Here is a 15,663-nt window from a genome sequence, read left to right on the forward strand (position 1 = left end):
TAATTGATGTGGGAGCGGATTCATCCGCGAATACAGGCGACAGGGTATGCCTGACACACCGTGGAGCCTGTATTCGCGGATGAATCCGCTCCCACAGGGAAGATCGCATTGAGGAAAAAGAAAACCCCGCACGAGGCGGGGTTCTGGTCAGCCTGGCGAGGACTCAGCTGCCTTTCACAGACTTGCCATCCACCGTGCCGTCTTTAAGCATGATGTTGTATTCCTTGCCGTCGGTTTCGACCTGTTGCAGGCGAACCAGCAGGTAGTCCCATTCCTTGGCGAACCACAGCACGGTAATGCGCTTGCTTTGTGTCGGGTCGCGAACGCGCTCGACCTTGATGGCTTCAACCTGGCCGGCCTGGGTATCGACTTTCTCGGTGCCCAGGACGCGGAAGTCATAAGTGTCCAGCTCATCGCCGTCGACGACCTGGTAGCTCATGCTCTTCTTGCCGGCGGCCACGTCATGTTGCAGGGCCAGCTGGTAAGTGGACTTGTCGAGGATGCCACGGTTGAGCGGGATCTTCACCGCGTCGCCACGGTCGCTGCCGGTGATCATTTTCGACGACCAGTCAAAATCCAGGTCGACTTTCTTGGCCTTGCCCAGACCGCTGCGCTCGAAGCTGTAGGTCTGCGGCAACAAGGTGTCCTTGTCCTGACGCAGCTTACTTTCTTCGGTGAGGCTGGCGATCATCATCGAGGCCTTGAAGTTCAAGGTCCAGGTGCCATCGGTGTTCTGTTTCAGGCTGCGCTCGGCAGTGCCGCTCATGGGCAACTGTTTCCAGTCGGCCGTGTAGCTGGCGGCGAAAGGCTTGAGATCCGCCGCGTGGATGGGCAATGCGAGCAAAGCGAGAGCGAAGAGCAGGGCGCGACGCATAATTTCTCCTAGGGTCGAATCAAGTGGCCGCTGGCAGGCAAGGGCTGCCCATCCAATATCGCACCTTGTTCACCCAGGCTCAAACGACCCTCGGCAAACCAGCGCATGGCCAGCGGGTAGATCTGGTGCTCCTGACCATGGACTCGCTGGGCGAGGCTCTGGGCAGTATCAGCCAACTCTACTGCGACTACCGCCTGTACGACCAGTGGCCCGCCATCGAGTTCCTCGGTGACGAAATGCACGCTGCAGCCATGCTCCCGGTCGCCGGCATCCAGCGCCCGTTGATGGGTGTGCAGGCCTTTGTACTTGGGCAGCAGGGAAGGGTGGATATTGAGCAGGCGGCCTTGATAGTGACGCACGAAATCGGCGCTGAGGATGCGCATGAAGCCCGCCAGTACGACCAGTTTGGGCGAGAATTCGTCGATCAGGGCCATCAAGGCGGTGTCGAAGGCTTCGCGACCTTCGAACCCCTTGTGGTCCAGCACCCGTGCCTCGATACCGGCATCGCGGGCGCGTTGCAGGCCGTAGGCATCGGCGCGGTTGGAAATCACCGCGCGAATGCGGGCGGGGTTGTCCCCGCCCTGGGTGCTGTCGATCAGAGCCTGCAGATTGCTGCCGGTGCCGGAAAGCAGCACCACTACATCACAGGGTGTCGGCATCAGTGCGCCTTGAGGTTTTTCAGTTCGACCTGAGCTGCGCCTTCGGCGGCAGCCGCGATCTGGCCGATGACCCAAGGTTGCTCGCCAGCGGCGCGCAGGGAGTTCAGGGCGGTATCGACCTGATCCTGAGCCACGCAGATGACCATGCCAACGCCGCAGTTCAGCACGCGGTGCATTTCGGTCTCGTCAACGTTGCCTTTTTCTTGCAGCCAGTCGAATACAGCCGGGCGCTGCCAGCTGGCGACGTCAACCACGGCTTGTGCGCCTTTTGGCAGTACGCGCGGGATGTTGTCCAGCAGGCCGCCACCGGTGATGTGGGCCATGGCCTTGACCGCGCCGGTTTCCTTGATCAGCTGCAGCAGCGGCTTGACGTAGATGCGGGTCGGAGCCATCAGCAGTTCGGTCAGCGGTTTGCCGTCCAGCTGGATGTTTTCGATGTCGGCGCCGGCGACTTCGATGATCTTGCGGATCAGCGAGTAACCGTTGGAGTGCGGGCCGGACGATGGCAGCGCGATCAGTGCGTCGCCAGTGGCAACCCTGGAGCCGTCGATGATGTCGGCTTTTTCCACGACGCCGACGCAGAAGCCGGCCAGGTCGTAGTCTTCGCCTTCGTACATGCCAGGCATTTCGGCGGTTTCACCACCGACCAGCGAGCAGCCAGCCAGCTCACAGCCAGCGCCGATGCCGGTAACCACGGCCGCGGCGGTGTCAACGTTCAGCTTGCCGGTGGCGTAGTAGTCGAGGAAGAACAGTGGCTCGGCGCCACAGACCACCAGGTCGTTGACGCACATGGCAACCAGGTCCTGGCCAATGCTGTCGTGCTTGTTCAGGTTCAGTGCCAGGCGCAGTTTGGTGCCGACGCCATCGGTGCCAGAGACCAGAACCGGCTGTTTGTAGCCGGCCGGGATCTCGCAGAGGGCGCCAAAACCGCCCAGGCCGCCCATGACTTCAGGGCGCGCGGTGCGCTTGGCGACGCCTTTGATGCGTTCGACCAATGCTTCACCGGCGTCGATGTCTACACCGGCGTCCTTGTAGCTCAGGGAGGGTTGCTTGCTCATGATCCAGGCCTTTAGGGGGGATTCGGGGGAATCGACCGTGACCTGCCAGGTAATTCGGAGCGTGATCCGAGGCCTGACCGTCGCCGGTCTGCGAAGGCGCGCGATTTTAACAGGGTTGCCCGGCAGCGGCCATCCTCAGGCCGACGGGCAGGCACGGTAATTGGCAGAAAAATATCGTCTGGAAGTTTCATCACGGTTGCCATACTGATGGCTGTATAAGAGAGGGCAGGGGATTGCGCCGAAAAAACCGCGCGCACAAGGAGCGTTTCAGGCGAACCTATGGTCCGAGACCCTGTCATTCATATATTCATGCGGCCGTCTGGGTCGCGTTTTCGCCGTCGGGAATCCTATGCGACTGTATAACTACCTGCTGGTTGGCTGTCTGTCCCTGCTGGCTTTGCCAAGCCATGCCGAAACCCTGAAGAACCTGTACCAGGTGCGCGAGCCTGTCAGCGGGCAAAGCCTGGAAGAACGCACCCAGGCCACCGAGCGCGCGCTGCAGACCATGGTGCTGCGTCTGACCGGCGACGACAAGGCCTTCGACCACCCGGGTCTGGCGGCGGTGCGCAAGGATCCGCAACAGATCATCAGCCGCTACGGCTATGAAGCCGGGCCGCCGGAAGCGTTGCGGGTGGACTTCGATCCGGCCAGCACCGACGCGGCGCTGCGCAAGGCCGGCTTGCCGATGTGGGGCAAGAATCGCCCGGCGATCCTGGTCTGGTGGCTTAACGATAATGCCGAGGGCTCAAGCCTGGTGGGCGATGGCCAGGCCAGCGCCGCGCCACTGCGCACCGCGGCCCAGCATCGTGGTTTGCCGCTGCGCCTGCCATTGGCGGATTTGAACGAACAACTGGTCGGCACCGCGAAAAACCTCGAAGGCAGCGACCCGGCGCCGCTGCGCGGTGCGTCCGAGCGCTACGGCGCCAATGCCCTGTTGGCCGTCCACGCCGCCGAGGCCGATGGCCAGTGGCAAGGCAAATGGCGCCTGTGGATGGGCGAGCAAAAAGAGCAGGGCAGCGTTCAGGCGGCTGACCCCGCGGCCCTGGCCGATGCGGTGATGCTTGCGGTCAGCCAGCGCCTGGCGCCGCGTTTTGTCGCGCGGCCGGGTGCAGCCAGCAACCTTCTGCAAGTCCAGGGCATGAACCTGGCGCGCTACGCCCAGCTGTTGCGCACCCTGGAGCCGTTCGGCCCACGGCTCAAAAGCGTGAATGGCGACAAGATTGTCTATCAGGTCAACGCCAGCCCCGATCAGCTGCGGGCGCAGTTGAGCCTGGTTCAACTACAGGAACTGCCGGCTGAAACCGCGCCAGCGCCGGTTACACCCCCTGTGCAACCCTTCACTGGCTTGCGTTTCCGTTGGTAAACAGCACGGTTAATAATGTGGGAGCGGATTTATCCGCGAATACAGGCAACACGGTATGCCTGACATACCGCGGCGGCTGGATTCGCGGATAAATCCGCTCCTACAGGTTTTTGCATTCCATTATTTTTTTACTCTGAGGGCAGGAACTCTTGAATGAATGACAGGCGTCGTTGGATCTGGCTGATCACCGTGCTGGTGTTTGCGGCTTTTGTGTATTGGCTGCATCCGATTCTCTCGCCGTTTCTGGTCGGCATTCTCCTGGCGTACCTGGCAGACCCGCTGGTGGATCGTCTGGAAAAACTCGGCATGTCGCGCACCTGGGGCGTGATCTCGGTGTTTGCCCTGTTCAGCTTGATCCTGGCGATCCTGCTGTTGGTGCTGGTACCGCTGTTGGCCAAGCAGTTGGTGCGCCTTTATGAGTTGGCGCCGCAGATGCTCGACTGGCTGCAACACACGGCGTTGCCGTGGGTGCAGAGCCGGCTGGGCCTGGTCGATGGGTTCTGGAAGTTCGACAAGATCAAGGCGGCGATTACCGAGCACATGGGCCCGACCACCGACATCGTCGGCGTGGTGCTGAGCCAGGCGACCGCGTCAGGGCTGGCCCTGCTCGGTTGGCTGGCGAACCTGGTGCTGATCCCGGTGGTGAGTTTCTACCTGCTGCGCGACTGGGACCTGATGATGGCCAAGCTGCGCCGCCTGTTGCCGCGCCAGAATGAAGAGCAAGTGGTGGGCCTTGCCGGTGAATGCCACGAGGTGCTCGGCGCCTTTATTCGTGGCCAGTTGCTGGTGATGGTTGCGCTGGGGGTGATCTATGCCGCTGGCTTGATGCTGGTGGGCCTGGAGCTGGGGCTGTTGATCGGCATGCTCGCGGGGCTGGCCGCCATCGTGCCTTACATGGGCTTTATCGTCGGGATTGGCGCGGCCATGATCGCCGGGCTGTTTCAGTTTGGCGGCGAGTGGTATCCACTGATCGGCATCGCCGCGGTGTTTATGGTCGGCCAGGCCCTGGAAGGCATGGTGTTGACGCCCCTGCTGGTCGGTGACCGCATCGGCCTGCACCCGGTCGCAGTGATTTTCGCCATCCTCGCCGGCGGCGAATTGTTCGGCTTTACCGGGGTGCTGCTGGCGTTGCCGGTGGCGGCGGTGATCATGGTGCTGCTGCGTCATATGCACGATCTGTATAAAGAGTCGGACATATACGACGGCCAAATCGATCCGGATTTGTAACCAATACTGTCAAAATGCTTTCAACGTGGCGGCCCATAAACGCAAACCTTTGATTTTGCTTGTGGTCTGCCACGTTGTGCGTCCGGCGCCACGGGTATAAACTTTGCTCACTTCACTCTGAGGCCCCTCGCGGTTCGATTGAACTGTCAAGCCAGCATGAAACCGATTCAGCTGCCCCTGGGTGTACGTCTGCGGGATGACGCCACCTTTATCAATTACTATCCAGGCGCCAATGCCGCTGCACTCGGCTATGTCGAGCGGCTATGCGAAGCCGACGCCGGATGGACCGAAAGCCTGATTTATCTCTGGGGCAAGCAGGGCGTGGGGCGTACCCACCTGTTGCAGGCTGCCTGTTTGCGTTTCGAGCAAATGGGCGAGCCGGCGGTGTACCTGCCCCTGGCGCAGTTGCTCGACCGTGGCGTCGAGCTGCTCGACCACCTGGAGCAGTACGAGCTGGTGTGCCTGGATGACCTGCATGTGATTGCCGGCAAGCCCGACTGGGAAGAGGCCATGTTCCACCTGTTCAACCGCCTGCGCGACAGTGGTCGCCGATTGCTGCTGGCCGCGTCCAGTTCGCCGCGCGAATTGCCGATCAAGCTGCCGGACCTCAAGTCGCGGTTGACCATGGCGCTGATCTTCCAGATGCGCGCCCTGAGCGACGAAGACAAGCTGCGCGCCCTGCAGCTGCGCGCCTCGCGTCGGGGCCTGCACATGACCGACGAAGTCGGGCACTTCATCCTCACCCGTGGCACGCGCAGCATGAGTGCGCTGTTCGACCTGCTCGAACGGCTCGACCAGGCCTCCTTGCAGGCACAGCGCAAGCTGACCATTCCCTTCCTAAAAGAAACCCTCGGTTGGTAGACCCGCAGCTGCTTCGCCAGGCCGCAGCCATGCTGCGCCAGGCACGGCGCATTCTGGTGATCACCGGCGCGGGGCTGTCGGCCGATTCGGGGCTGCCGACCTATCGCGGCCTGGGCGGGTTATACAACGGTGTGACCGCCGAGGGCCTGCCGATCGAAGAAGCCTTGTCCGGGCCGATGCTGCAACAGGACCCGGCGCTGTGCTGGAAGTACCTGGCGCAACTGGGCAGGGCCTGTCTGGGCGCACAGCCCAATGCCGGCCATGCGGCTATCGCCCGCTTGCAGCAGGAAAAGCCCGAGTGTTGGGTACTCACGCAAAATATCGACGGCTACCATCGCCAGGCCGGGAGTGCGCCTGAGCGCCTGATCGAAATCCATGGGCATTTCTCGCCCTTGTATTGCCAGGCCTGCGGTGCGGTTGACGAAAATCTTGAAGCACATCTGGCGGCCCCGTTACCGCCACTTTGCTCGCGCTGCGGGGGGATTCTGCGCCCGCCCGTGGTGCTGTTCGAAGAGCGTTTGCCAGAGGCGGCGCTGGATGATCTGTACGAGCAGATCGAGCGGGGGTTCGATGCGGTGCTGTGCGTTGGTACCACTGCCAGCTTCCCTTATATTCAAGAGCCGGTTTTGCGCACCCGTGCCAGCGGTGGTGTGACGCTTGAGATCAACCCGGAACCGACCGTGCTCTCGGCCTGGATGGACCTCTGTATAGAAGCTCGCGCCTTGGATGTTTTACCAAAAGTAATAAGTCACATTTTTTTCGATTGAATTTGCAAATGAGAATTGTAAAAGGCATAGTCGCGGCTTCTTTTAATTCCTGACACGGTTGTGCCCATGCTGAAGCGCTTCGCACCCCTCGTGCCCCTCGCACTCGTGACCCTGCTGTTTGGCTGCGCTGCTCAATCGCCAGTCTCGCAACAGCAGGTGCAACACTCCTCAGTTTCCACCCAGGCCGCCGCCCAGCCTTCGCTCATGACCGAAGAAGAGCTGATGTCGGAAAAGGAACTGGCCCAGTTCTCCAGCAGCAAGCCTTACCAGCTGCCGGTCCTGGCTGACAGCATCCTGGAGCGCGGCATGGCCCTGATCGGTACCCGCTACCGTTTCGGCGGCACCTCGGAAACCTCGGGCTTCGACTGCAGCGGTTTTATCGGTTACCTGTTCCGTGAAGAGGCCGGCATGACCCTGCCGCGCTCGACCCGCGAAATGATCAACCTGGACGCGCCGCTGGTGGCTCGCAATAATCTCAAGCCGGGCGACCTGCTGTTCTTCAGCACCAACAGCCGCAACCGCGGCCGCGTCAGCCACGCCGGCATCTACCTGGGCGATGACCAGTTCATCCACTCCAGCAGCCGTCGCAGTGGCGGTGTTCGCATCGACAGCCTGGGCGACAGCTACTGGAGCAAGACCTTTATCGAAGCCAAACGGGCCCTGGCCCTGGCGCCGAATGCATCGACGACGGTTATTTCACGCAATTAAGCCAGAACGCATCAAAAACGCCCCCGACCGAAAGTTGGGGGCGTTTTTGTATGTGCGGACAAAAAGTTTGGTCATCGCGCAATTGCGGGATAGCCACACCGAAACCACACAGATCTAAAGCCGAACAAACAAGGCTGGCAACTCCAAATTCACAGGCCATGGCACGTTGCAACAAATGTGGGAGCGGATTTACCGGAGCGCCGGACCGCCGCGATGCACCGCGCGGGCGGCGCTCGATTTCGGCAGCGCCGGAAAACCCAAGGCAAGCACTTGGAACCTTGATACGGTCCTCAGGCAACCCTCTTCATTCTGATGGGGGAGGCGAGGGGGCCTGCCAGCAGATCGCATGAGCCGTGTGAGGTGCTTGCCTTGGTTTTTCCATTGTTCTTGAGATCGCGCGCCGCCCGCGCGGCGCATCGCGGATAAATCCGCTCCCACATTTGTTGCAACGTGCCATGGCCTGTGAAATTGGAGTGGCCAGCCTTGTTTGTTCGGCTTTAGATCTGTGTGGTTTCGGTGTGGCTATCCCGCAATTGCGCGATGAACCTTTTTTTGTTCCTGCGCCACCGCGATCTCCCGCCCTACAAGCAAAGCTGACAACCCCAATCTCACAGGCCATGGCTCGTTGCAACAAATGTGGGAGCGGATTTATCCGCGATGCGCCGCGCGGGCGGCGCTCGATTTCGGCAGCTCCGGAAAACCCAAGGCAAGCACTTGGAAGCCTTGATACGGTCCTCAGGCATATCTGGCGTCGTTTTCATCCACTCCACGCGCATTGCGCGGGTCGAGCGGCACATTGGCCGACAGCGCAGTCTTCAACATGTATTCCAGCGGAATCTGCGAGAGCTTCTCACTGTTGAGCGCATTGCGTCCCACATCGGCCGGCATGCGTCCGCGCCCTTGCTCGTTGACACCGTAGCCACCACCCACGTCCGAGTGCATCCCCGGGAAAGCGTATTCGTGACAGTTGCTCGGCAGACCGTTGTGCTTGAACACCCGATCCAGTGGGAATGACGGGCGGTTTTCGTGCATGGCTACGTAATGCACGCAGTTTTTGACGCGTGCAGGGATGCGCAGATAGGCCTCATTGCCCCAGGAAAGATGGCCATGGGTGAGATTGGCGGTGGTGCGAGGATTGTTCGGCAGCCCCACCGAGGCCACGGTGTCGAACAAGCCCATAAAGCGGATCGTCGTGGGGACACCGCACAGTCGGTTGCCGTCGAACAGCTCATCCAGCCAACTGCAGAACGTGCGCGCCAGCGCCGCACCGCGAGAAAACCCGAACACATCGATGGAGATTTCCGCAAGCTTCGGTTTGGAGCGATGGGCGATCAGCTCGGTCAGACGCTTGACTTCGCGTTGGTAGAAGGCTTGAGCAATTGAGCGATCTGGTTTGCCGTTGATCGAGGCTTCGTTCATCAGCAGGCCGCCAATATGTTGCATGCCCACTTTGCGCAGAGCCAGTTCGTCTGCAACACGGCCTTTCAGGAGGGAATAGCGATCGCCTTCTGGGCCGATGGGGTGGCGTTTGCCGTTGCGGCAGAGGGCCATGAGGACATCTTCGTCGTACGCGCCTTGGCCCACCCGAGAGAGGGTTGAATGAACAGCGTTGAGAATGGACAGCAGGCCATAATTGATCCGACCATCGCCCCCTTCACCGGCTGCCATGCCAAACCTTGCGGGCTCTGTCTCGCCAATGGGGATGCAAGGTGTGCCGACGCCGGAGATGTAAGTTCGGTAGTAGCCCCTGGCCGGATCCTCCGGATAGGCGAAAAACAATCGCGCCACATTGCTTTCCTTGCGTCGCGACAGTTGGGTGCCTTGGCCCACTTGGCAATCATCGGCGTCGTCCCATTCGTAGTTATTGCCAGTACCGTCGAAAAAAACTCCGATGTTCAGGGGGATTTCGCAGTGTTCTGCACGACACTCAACAGATGGAAGTACGAGTTTTAAATTCGGGATGCCATCCAGGGGATGGATTTCTAGCTGAGGTTCCTGAGCTGGAGGGAGGGTCATGGCGTTCTCCTTATTGTTTGGGGCTTTCGGGCGGCGAGCACGTCAAATCAAGGTTGTAGATTTGCCAGGGGTATTTTTGTGGGATGCGGTCGTGCGGTCCTTTGTAATCAGGACTTCGAGGGGTGGCCAAGGCAGATGAAACGGCGCGCACCGACCCATCGGAAAAAAAGTGCACATAGAGCCTTCCGATTTCGTCATACGGCTCCACCGGCACCACCTCCTCATGTTCCTCACCCTTGCAGTCACGCCAGTTGGTGACGTTCCAGCGCACTTTCACGGTCAAGTCGGGCTGCCATTTGCGAGGTAGCGATCCGCAGCACTCCAGGCTTCCGCCTTTGCCGGCCTGCGCGCCGCCTCTGCCATCCACCGAGAACCGTTGTACGCTCAAATGGTCAGGCAGATGGTCGATACCAGTGAGGCCGACACCCATGATTTCCTTGTCTGGGTCTTGCGCCTGACACCCCGTCAGACTGATGCTCAAGCTCAGAATGAGGGCTGACAGCAGGCAAGAATTCCGGCAATTAGCTTCCTGCGTCTGGCTCACGGCGTGCTCTCCGCTGTTTCGGGATTGGCGGAACGCAGGCAGGTCAAATCCAAGTCATAGACCTGCCACGGGTACTTTTGTGGGATGAGATCCTTGATCGGATAAGGAGATTCGGGCTCATTGGCTTTCCAAGCGACATAGTTAGATGAAACGGCACGCACCGACCCATCCGAAAAAAAGTGCACATAGAGCCTTCCGATTTCGTCATACGGCTCCACCGGCACCACCGCCTCATGTTCCTCACCCTTGCAGTCGCGCCAGTTGGTGACGTTCCAGCGCACTTTCACGGTCAGGTCGGGCTGCCATTTGCGAGGCAGCGATCCGCAGCACACCAGGCTTCCGCCTTTACCGGCCTGTGCGCCGCCTCTGCCATCAACCGAGAATCGCTGAACACTCAGATGGTCAGGCAGATGGTCGATGCCGGTCAGACCCACACCCATGATTTCCTTGCCTGGATCGGATTCCTGACAGCCTGTGAGGCCGATGGTCAAGACCAGCACGACAGTTGCGAAAATTCGTTTGGACGGGCGGGGCTTCGGATGATGACCGCTTTGTGCCTGGGTCATCGCGGGCTCCTTGCTGTATAGGGCGGGCACGTCGAATCAAGGTCGTAGATTTGCCAGGGATATTTTTGTGGAATGCGGTCGTGCGGTCCTTTGTAGTCGGGACTAAGAGGGGTGGCCAAGGCAGATGAAACGGCACGCACCGACCCATCGGAAAAAAAGTGCACATACAGCCTTCCGATTTCGTCATACGGCTCCACCGGCACCACCGCCTCATGTTCCTCACCCTTGCAGTCACGCCAGTTGGTGACGTTCCAGCGCACTTTCACGGTCAGGTCGGGCTGCCATTTGCGTGGCAGCCTGCCGCAGCACGCAAGACTGCCACCGCCGCCCGCTGGCCCACCACCGCTGCCATCCACCGAGAATCGCTGAACGCTTAGATGATCTGGCAGATGGTCGATGCCCGTCAGGCCTACGCCCATGATTTCCTTGTCCGGGTCTGGCTCCTGCCAGCCCGTCAGGCCCACGGTCAGGATTAATACCCCGGCCCCGAAAACCCGTCTGCGTGGATACACCCTCATGGCAACCGCATCTTCGGCGCGGTTGCCAATTGGCTGAAGGCCAGGACGCCGTCGAGGTCGCCGCTAACCTGTGCTTTGCGTAAAGCGGCCGCAAACTGCTCTGCACGCAGAACCAGCCCAGCGGTTTGCCAGACGACCAACGTTGCCGCCACTTGCACCGGCAGCGCGTCCACGCCCAGTCGTTTCAACCATCGATCGGTCTCGGCGGCCCAGGTATAGCGTTGGGCTCGGGTACCCTGCGGGGGAGGGCCAACCTGAAGTGCGGCGGCTGCGTTGACACGTTCTCCGAGGCGGCCGGCTTCCAGCACCTGATGCCACTGCTCTGGCCGCAGGTGCAAGGGCAGCGCGGTGGGTGGAGTGCAAGCGTCTGATTGAACCGGGCCTGCACAGCACTCGGTGCCGAAAGCATCGTAGTGGTGCCACGCCGGAATGGGGCCAAGCGTGGCCTGACGCTGTTCGGCTGTCAGGGTGTGCCAGACACTGGCAAATGCGCGGCCGTCGGCGTAGCGGAAATAGTAGCGTCGCCCGCCGTTGGTGTGCAGAAAGCGCAGCGCTTTCAAGTGCGCAAGCAGCATGTCCAGCGGTGCTTCGCTGCGAAAGGCGTTGCAGGCGAAGATGGCGTCGGGGTTTCCCTGGGCCAGTGTGCCCGTCCACGCTCGTACCGAAGTCGAAGAGGGCAGCAGCAGTGGCCCGGCATTGGCGGCCATGTCGCCTTCGTCTTGATAGAGGCGCTGCAGTTCAGGCTGTTCCAGCAACCAGCGATGGTGTGGCGTGCCCAGCAGCAAGGCGCCGTCGATCAGGTAATACGCAGTGCCCCGGCTCATTTGGGCACCACCGCGCTGCCGCTGCGAGCCGCCTTGAGAAAGCACTCCAGACAGAAGTCGCTTTCTTCGCTGATGCCGGGCTCGTCGTCCATCTTGAAGGGAGTGGCCTGGCCATCGGGTTGATGCGTCATGGGCCCTTTGATCTTGATGCCCAAGGCGCTGAGGGTGATACCGCCGTCGTGCAAAGTGATAGTGCCACCCGGGCCGCGCAGGCGGACGACTTCGCCGGCTTGCACTTCGAAAACGCGGGAGCGTTGGCGAATCGCCTGGCCCGCCTGCAATTCGGCATGGCCTGCGACGGTCTGCTCAAGGTTACCGCCGATATTTACCCAGTGATTGGCGCCAGTCTTGTCACGGCGGTTGTTGTCGACCTCTTCGGTGCGGTCCTTGCCGGTGCGGATGCTGTGGTTGCGGCCAATAGTGAGAAATTCGTCCTGACCGATGTCGTGGCGGCGGTCCTGGCCGATCTGGACTTGCTCATCGTTACCCACGGTCTCCTGGCGGTCGTGGCCGATGGTGATGGTTTCATCGTGTTCGACCTGTTCGCTGCGGTCATGACCGACGAAGGTGGTTTCGTCATGATTGACGTGGAGGTTCTGGTCCTTCTGGGCGTGGATATAAATTTCTTCCTGCCCGGCTTCATCCTCGAAGCGCAGTTCGTTGAAGCCCTTGCCCTTGTGGGTTGCGCTCTTGATGGTCATCCGTGTCTTGTGTTTCGGCAGCTCGTAGGGCGGTAGCTGCAGCCGGTTGTAGGTGCGGCCGATGATCAGTGGCTGGTCGCAGTCGCCGTCGAGATAATGGATGACGACTTCCTGGCCGATGCGCGGAATGGCCATGTGACCCCAGGTGGCGCCGGCCCAGTTCTGCGCCACGCGGATCCAGCAGGAGCTGTGCTCGTCGTGTTGGCCTTCACGATCCCAGGGGAACTGGACTTTCACCCGGCCGTAGTCGTCGGTGAAGATTTCTTCCCCCGGCGGGCCGACCACCACGGCGGTCTGCGGGCCGTCGATGCGCGGGCGGGGCAGGGGCTCGGCGCGCCATTCGGCATCATCCGCGACCAGCTCGGCCTCGTAGTGGTAGCGGGTGCCGTGCTGGGCATCGGCGCTGTCTTCGGCCTGGCTGGTGTGCTGGATGCCGTGATGGACCATGCGCACCGGCCGCCAGCCACGATTGAGGTCTTCTCGGGGATGGCCTTCCAGATAAAAAGAGATTCCGGGCTGCAGGCGCGGGTCGTCGCCTTCGACGCAGGCCATGCGCGCATCGCGGCGATGGCCGCGCAGGCGGTTGGTCAGGATCGGCTTGGCGACTTCGTCGAATTTGTGCCGGCCGGGGTAGTCGTAGCGCTCGTAGCCACGGCCCTGGTGGTCGAGGTCGGAGCCATCCAGGCTGTGTTGGTGGGTGTAATTCGGGTGCTGGAAGGTGTAATCGCGTTGGGTCTGGCGGGCGGTGCGCACGTTTTCGCTGTAGGCGAAGCGGCGCAGCGCCGGCTGCGGTTGATCGCCGCCCGGCGCCGGATTGTAAAGCACGGGTTCGTCGTCGAGGCGGCCGTGGATGAACAGCCGGTCGCTGTGGACCAGCTGGTGGCCCTCGGCGCTGTGGCGGAAGGAATAGAAGAAGCCTTCCTCGCGCAGGATCCGTTCGATGAAGTCGTAGTCCGAATCGCCGGCCTGCACGCAGTACTCACGCGCTTTGCGTTCGAGCGTGACGCGTTGCTCGTAGTCCAGCGTGAGGCCGTGGGCCTTGAGCACGGCGTGGGCGATTTGCGGGACAGTGAGAGTCTGGAAGATCCGCCAGTCGGACGACAGCTTGAGCCGGGCCAGGCGCGGCTCGACCACGGCGCGGTAACGGGTCCGTCTGAACCCCGTGTCGCCCTGCACGAAGGACGACACTGCACCATGAACAAAGCGCACCGGCGTCTGGCCATGCCAGATCGTCAGCAGCCCTGGGCGGTCGAGGACCTGGCCGAAGTCGATGGCGGGGTTGGGGCTGGACAGCTCCAAAGACAGCAGGAAGGTTTCGGACAAACCTTCCGTCAGAGTGAATTCGACGACATCGAAGGCGTCGGGGGCTTCGCCACCGAGGACGTCGAACGTAAAGCGCAGATGGGATTGGCTGGGCATGGCGAACTTCCCTCAGAACATTCAGCCGCAGCCTGAATCGACAGCCTGCCTGAAGAAATAGGACGTTTCCCAAATCCAGCGAGATCGTTCTCAAGCACCACTTCGCCGACATGCTTTCAGAGTGCTACCATTGATGGTTCGTACCCTCCTGGCCAGCACCTCACGCAAAGGCCAGGGCACTCGGCTTGGGGGCCGGCTTCAGACCAGGATTGTTCTGTCCATGACCATGACGGCACGCATCGCGCTTCTTGCCTTCGCAGCACTGCTCGGTGCCTGCTCCAGTCAGCCTCCGGCACCACAGCCCAACGTGGTCAGGCCTGCGCTGCCAGGCCAACACTATTTCTCGCCCGTGGCCGAAGACGTGCTGTTTCGCGCGCTGGGCCTGGTCGGCACGCCGTATCGCTGGGGTGGCAATACACCGGATTCGGGCTTTGATTGCAGCGGCCTGATCGACTATGTCTACCGCGATGCGGCGGGCATCTCTCTACCGCGTTCCACGCGGGAAATGATCACCCTCTCCGCGCCGACCATTGGCCGCGATGCGCTGCAGTCCGGGGATCTGGTGTTCTTCGCCACCAACGGCGGGTCGAACGTCAGCCATGCCGGCATCTATGTCGGCGAAGGTCGTTTTGTCCACGCGCCGGCCACCGGCGGTACGGTGCGCCTGGATTACCTGTCCAACGCCTATTGGCAAAAAGCCTACCTGAACGCCAAGCGGGTCTTGCAGCCAACTAACCTGGCAAGAAACCCCTGACATCGGTGGCACACGCGAGGTATCGGCATGACCGCGCAAACGCTGTTTCTCAACGACGAACTCTACGATTACCTCAAGCGCGTCTCCTTGCGCGAGACGCCGTTGCTGCGCCAGCTGCGTGAGCAAACCCAGGCCATGGAGCAAGCCCGCTGGCAGGTGGCGCCCGAGCAGGGGCAGTTTCTGGCGCTGTTGGTCAGTTTGATGGGTGCGCAGCGCTTGATCGAAGTCGGCACGTTCACCGGTTACAGCGCCTTGTGCATGGCCCAGGCCCTGAGCGAGAGCGGGCGATTGATCTGCTGCGATTTGCCTGGTGACTACAACCAGATTGCCCTGGATTTCTGGCAGCGGGCAGGCGTGGACGAGCGCATCGAGCTGCGTCTGGCGCCTGCGCTGGAAACCCTCGCCCAGCTTGAGCGCGAAGGCGCTGCCGGGCAGTTCGACCTGATCTTTATCGACGCCGACAAGGCCAACTACCCGCAATACCTTGAGCATGCCCTGACGCTATTGCGCCCCGGCGGACTGGCGGTGTTCGACAACACGCTGTGGAGCGGCCGGGTATTGCAAGCCGAGCCTGACAGCGCCGACACCCGGGCCATCCAGGCGCTCAACAGCGCCCTGAAGGATGACCTGCGTGTCGACCTGTCAATGCTGCCCCTCGGCGATGGCCTGACCCTGTGCCACAAACGCTAATGGCCGACGCTTGCGATCCTCTAATGAAATGGCTACCCCCCCCCGCCCCCTGTAGGAGCGGACCTGGCCGGGACGCCGGACCGCCGCTCCTACATAAAGGTTTTGTTGTTCAGT

General features: G+C 61.3%; 16 protein-coding genes. 7 read left to right on the forward strand and 9 right to left on the reverse strand.

The genetic code is table 11. The features are described from left to right. Window positions 1–163: 163 nt before the first annotated feature. The 3 genes from GUY40_RS22980 to purM are packed head-to-tail and all read right to left on the reverse strand — an operon-like array spanning window position 164 to window position 2,591. Window positions 164–874, reverse strand: coding sequence for a DUF3108 domain-containing protein (locus GUY40_RS22980; RefSeq protein ID WP_166571204.1), 711 nt, complete (start codon window positions 872–874; stop codon window positions 164–166). Window positions 875–882: 8 nt separating this feature from the next. Beyond that, window positions 883–1,533 (reverse strand): phosphoribosylglycinamide formyltransferase, encoded by a 651-nt coding sequence (gene purN / locus GUY40_RS22985; protein ID WP_166571205.1) that lies wholly within the window; start codon window positions 1,531–1,533, stop codon window positions 883–885. Next, complete coding sequence (purM, locus tag GUY40_RS22990) at window positions 1,533–2,591, reverse strand: phosphoribosylformylglycinamidine cyclo-ligase (protein ID WP_166571206.1); 1,059 nt, start codon at window positions 2,589–2,591, stop codon at window positions 1,533–1,535. The genes purN and purM overlap by 1 nt, the downstream gene beginning before the upstream one ends. A gap of 349 nt (window positions 2,592–2,940) precedes the next feature. On the opposite strand from purM, the gene GUY40_RS22995 reads away from it, so the two are divergent. From GUY40_RS22995 to GUY40_RS23015, 5 genes are all read left to right on the forward strand, one after another. Continuing rightward, window positions 2,941–3,954, forward strand: a complete 1,014-nt coding sequence (locus GUY40_RS22995) for a DUF2066 domain-containing protein (RefSeq protein ID WP_166571207.1) — start codon at window positions 2,941–2,943, stop codon at window positions 3,952–3,954. Between the two features lie 153 nt (window positions 3,955–4,107). After that, complete coding sequence (locus GUY40_RS23000) at window positions 4,108–5,181, forward strand: AI-2E family transporter (protein ID WP_166571208.1); 1,074 nt, start codon at window positions 4,108–4,110, stop codon at window positions 5,179–5,181. Between the two features lie 156 nt (window positions 5,182–5,337). Continuing rightward, the gene (gene hda / locus GUY40_RS23005) at window positions 5,338–6,042 is read left to right on the forward strand and encodes a DnaA regulatory inactivator Hda (protein WP_166571209.1); all 705 of its coding nucleotides are present in this window, start codon (window positions 5,338–5,340) and stop codon (window positions 6,040–6,042) included. Next, a complete protein-coding gene (locus tag GUY40_RS23010) occupies window positions 6,036–6,809 on the forward strand; it encodes an NAD-dependent deacylase (protein WP_166571210.1) in 774 nt (257 codons plus the stop codon). Before hda ends, GUY40_RS23010 begins: the two co-directional genes overlap by 7 nt. Before the next feature lie 66 nt (window positions 6,810–6,875). After that, window positions 6,876–7,517, forward strand: a complete 642-nt coding sequence (locus GUY40_RS23015; protein WP_166571211.1) for a C40 family peptidase — start codon at window positions 6,876–6,878, stop codon at window positions 7,515–7,517. Between the two features lie 735 nt (window positions 7,518–8,252). Here GUY40_RS23015 and GUY40_RS23020 read toward each other — a convergent pair. The 6 genes from GUY40_RS23020 to GUY40_RS23045 are packed head-to-tail and all read right to left on the reverse strand — an operon-like array spanning window position 8,253 to window position 14,105. After that, window positions 8,253–9,533: a DUF2235 domain-containing protein gene (locus GUY40_RS23020; RefSeq protein WP_166571212.1), complete on the reverse strand. Its 1,281-nt coding sequence runs from the start codon at window positions 9,531–9,533 to the stop codon at window positions 8,253–8,255. A gap of 10 nt (window positions 9,534–9,543) precedes the next feature. Then, window positions 9,544–10,077 carry a DUF3304 domain-containing protein gene (locus GUY40_RS23025; protein WP_218585468.1) on the reverse strand — a complete coding sequence of 178 codons (534 nt, stop codon included), beginning with the start codon at window positions 10,075–10,077 and terminating at the stop codon, window positions 9,544–9,546. Then, on the reverse strand, window positions 10,074–10,643 hold the full coding sequence (locus GUY40_RS23030) for a DUF3304 domain-containing protein (RefSeq protein WP_218585469.1): 570 nt from the start codon (window positions 10,641–10,643) through the stop codon (window positions 10,074–10,076). The genes GUY40_RS23025 and GUY40_RS23030 overlap by 4 nt, the downstream gene beginning before the upstream one ends. Then, window positions 10,640–11,161 carry a DUF3304 domain-containing protein gene (locus GUY40_RS23035; protein WP_218585470.1) on the reverse strand — a complete coding sequence of 174 codons (522 nt, stop codon included), beginning with the start codon at window positions 11,159–11,161 and terminating at the stop codon, window positions 10,640–10,642. Before GUY40_RS23035 ends, GUY40_RS23030 begins: the two co-directional genes overlap by 4 nt. Next, window positions 11,158–11,985 (reverse strand): DUF4123 domain-containing protein, encoded by an 828-nt coding sequence (locus tag GUY40_RS23040; protein ID WP_166571213.1) that lies wholly within the window; start codon window positions 11,983–11,985, stop codon window positions 11,158–11,160. Before GUY40_RS23040 ends, GUY40_RS23035 begins: the two co-directional genes overlap by 4 nt. Further along, the gene (locus GUY40_RS23045) at window positions 11,982–14,105 is read right to left on the reverse strand and encodes a type VI secretion system Vgr family protein (protein WP_166571214.1); all 2,124 of its coding nucleotides are present in this window, start codon (window positions 14,103–14,105) and stop codon (window positions 11,982–11,984) included. Before GUY40_RS23045 ends, GUY40_RS23040 begins: the two co-directional genes overlap by 4 nt. A 220-nt stretch (window positions 14,106–14,325) precedes the next feature. Here GUY40_RS23045 and GUY40_RS23050 point away from each other — a divergent pair, with 220 nt between their 5' ends. Further along, window positions 14,326–14,859, forward strand: a complete 534-nt coding sequence (locus tag GUY40_RS23050) for a C40 family peptidase (protein WP_166571215.1) — start codon at window positions 14,326–14,328, stop codon at window positions 14,857–14,859. Between the two features lie 27 nt (window positions 14,860–14,886). Continuing rightward, window positions 14,887–15,549 (forward strand): class I SAM-dependent methyltransferase, encoded by a 663-nt coding sequence (locus GUY40_RS23055; RefSeq protein ID WP_166571216.1) that lies wholly within the window; start codon window positions 14,887–14,889, stop codon window positions 15,547–15,549. Window positions 15,550–15,663: the final 114 nt, after the last annotated feature.

It is taken from the genome of Pseudomonas sp. R5(2019), from assembly GCF_009905435.1.
GTDB lineage: Bacteria > Pseudomonadota > Gammaproteobacteria > Pseudomonadales > Pseudomonadaceae > Aquipseudomonas.

Coding starts and splice junctions, on each gene's coding strand:
- GUY40_RS22980 (WP_166571204.1), bottom strand. CDS start 874: ATGCGTCGCGCCCTGCTCTTCGCTCTCGCTTTGCTCGCATTGCCCATC.
- purN (WP_166571205.1), bottom strand. CDS start 1,533: ATGCCGACACCCTGTGATGTAGTGGTGCTGCTTTCCGGCACCGGCAGC.
- purM (WP_166571206.1), bottom strand. CDS start 2,591: ATGAGCAAGCAACCCTCCCTGAGCTACAAGGACGCCGGTGTAGACATC.
- GUY40_RS22995 (WP_166571207.1), top strand. CDS start 2,941: ATGCGACTGTATAACTACCTGCTGGTTGGCTGTCTGTCCCTGCTGGCT.
- GUY40_RS23000 (WP_166571208.1), top strand. CDS start 4,108: ATGAATGACAGGCGTCGTTGGATCTGGCTGATCACCGTGCTGGTGTTT.
- hda (WP_166571209.1), top strand. CDS start 5,338: ATGAAACCGATTCAGCTGCCCCTGGGTGTACGTCTGCGGGATGACGCC.
- GUY40_RS23015 (WP_166571211.1), top strand. CDS start 6,876: ATGCTGAAGCGCTTCGCACCCCTCGTGCCCCTCGCACTCGTGACCCTG.
- GUY40_RS23020 (WP_166571212.1), bottom strand. CDS start 9,533: ATGACCCTCCCTCCAGCTCAGGAACCTCAGCTAGAAATCCATCCCCTG.
- GUY40_RS23030 (WP_218585469.1), bottom strand. CDS start 10,643: ATGACCCAGGCACAAAGCGGTCATCATCCGAAGCCCCGCCCGTCCAAA.
- GUY40_RS23035 (WP_218585470.1), bottom strand. CDS start 11,161: ATGAGGGTGTATCCACGCAGACGGGTTTTCGGGGCCGGGGTATTAATC.
- GUY40_RS23040 (WP_166571213.1), bottom strand. CDS start 11,985: ATGAGCCGGGGCACTGCGTATTACCTGATCGACGGCGCCTTGCTGCTG.
- GUY40_RS23045 (WP_166571214.1), bottom strand. CDS start 14,105: ATGCCCAGCCAATCCCATCTGCGCTTTACGTTCGACGTCCTCGGTGGC.
- GUY40_RS23050 (WP_166571215.1), top strand. CDS start 14,326: ATGACCATGACGGCACGCATCGCGCTTCTTGCCTTCGCAGCACTGCTC.
- GUY40_RS23055 (WP_166571216.1), top strand. CDS start 14,887: ATGACCGCGCAAACGCTGTTTCTCAACGACGAACTCTACGATTACCTC.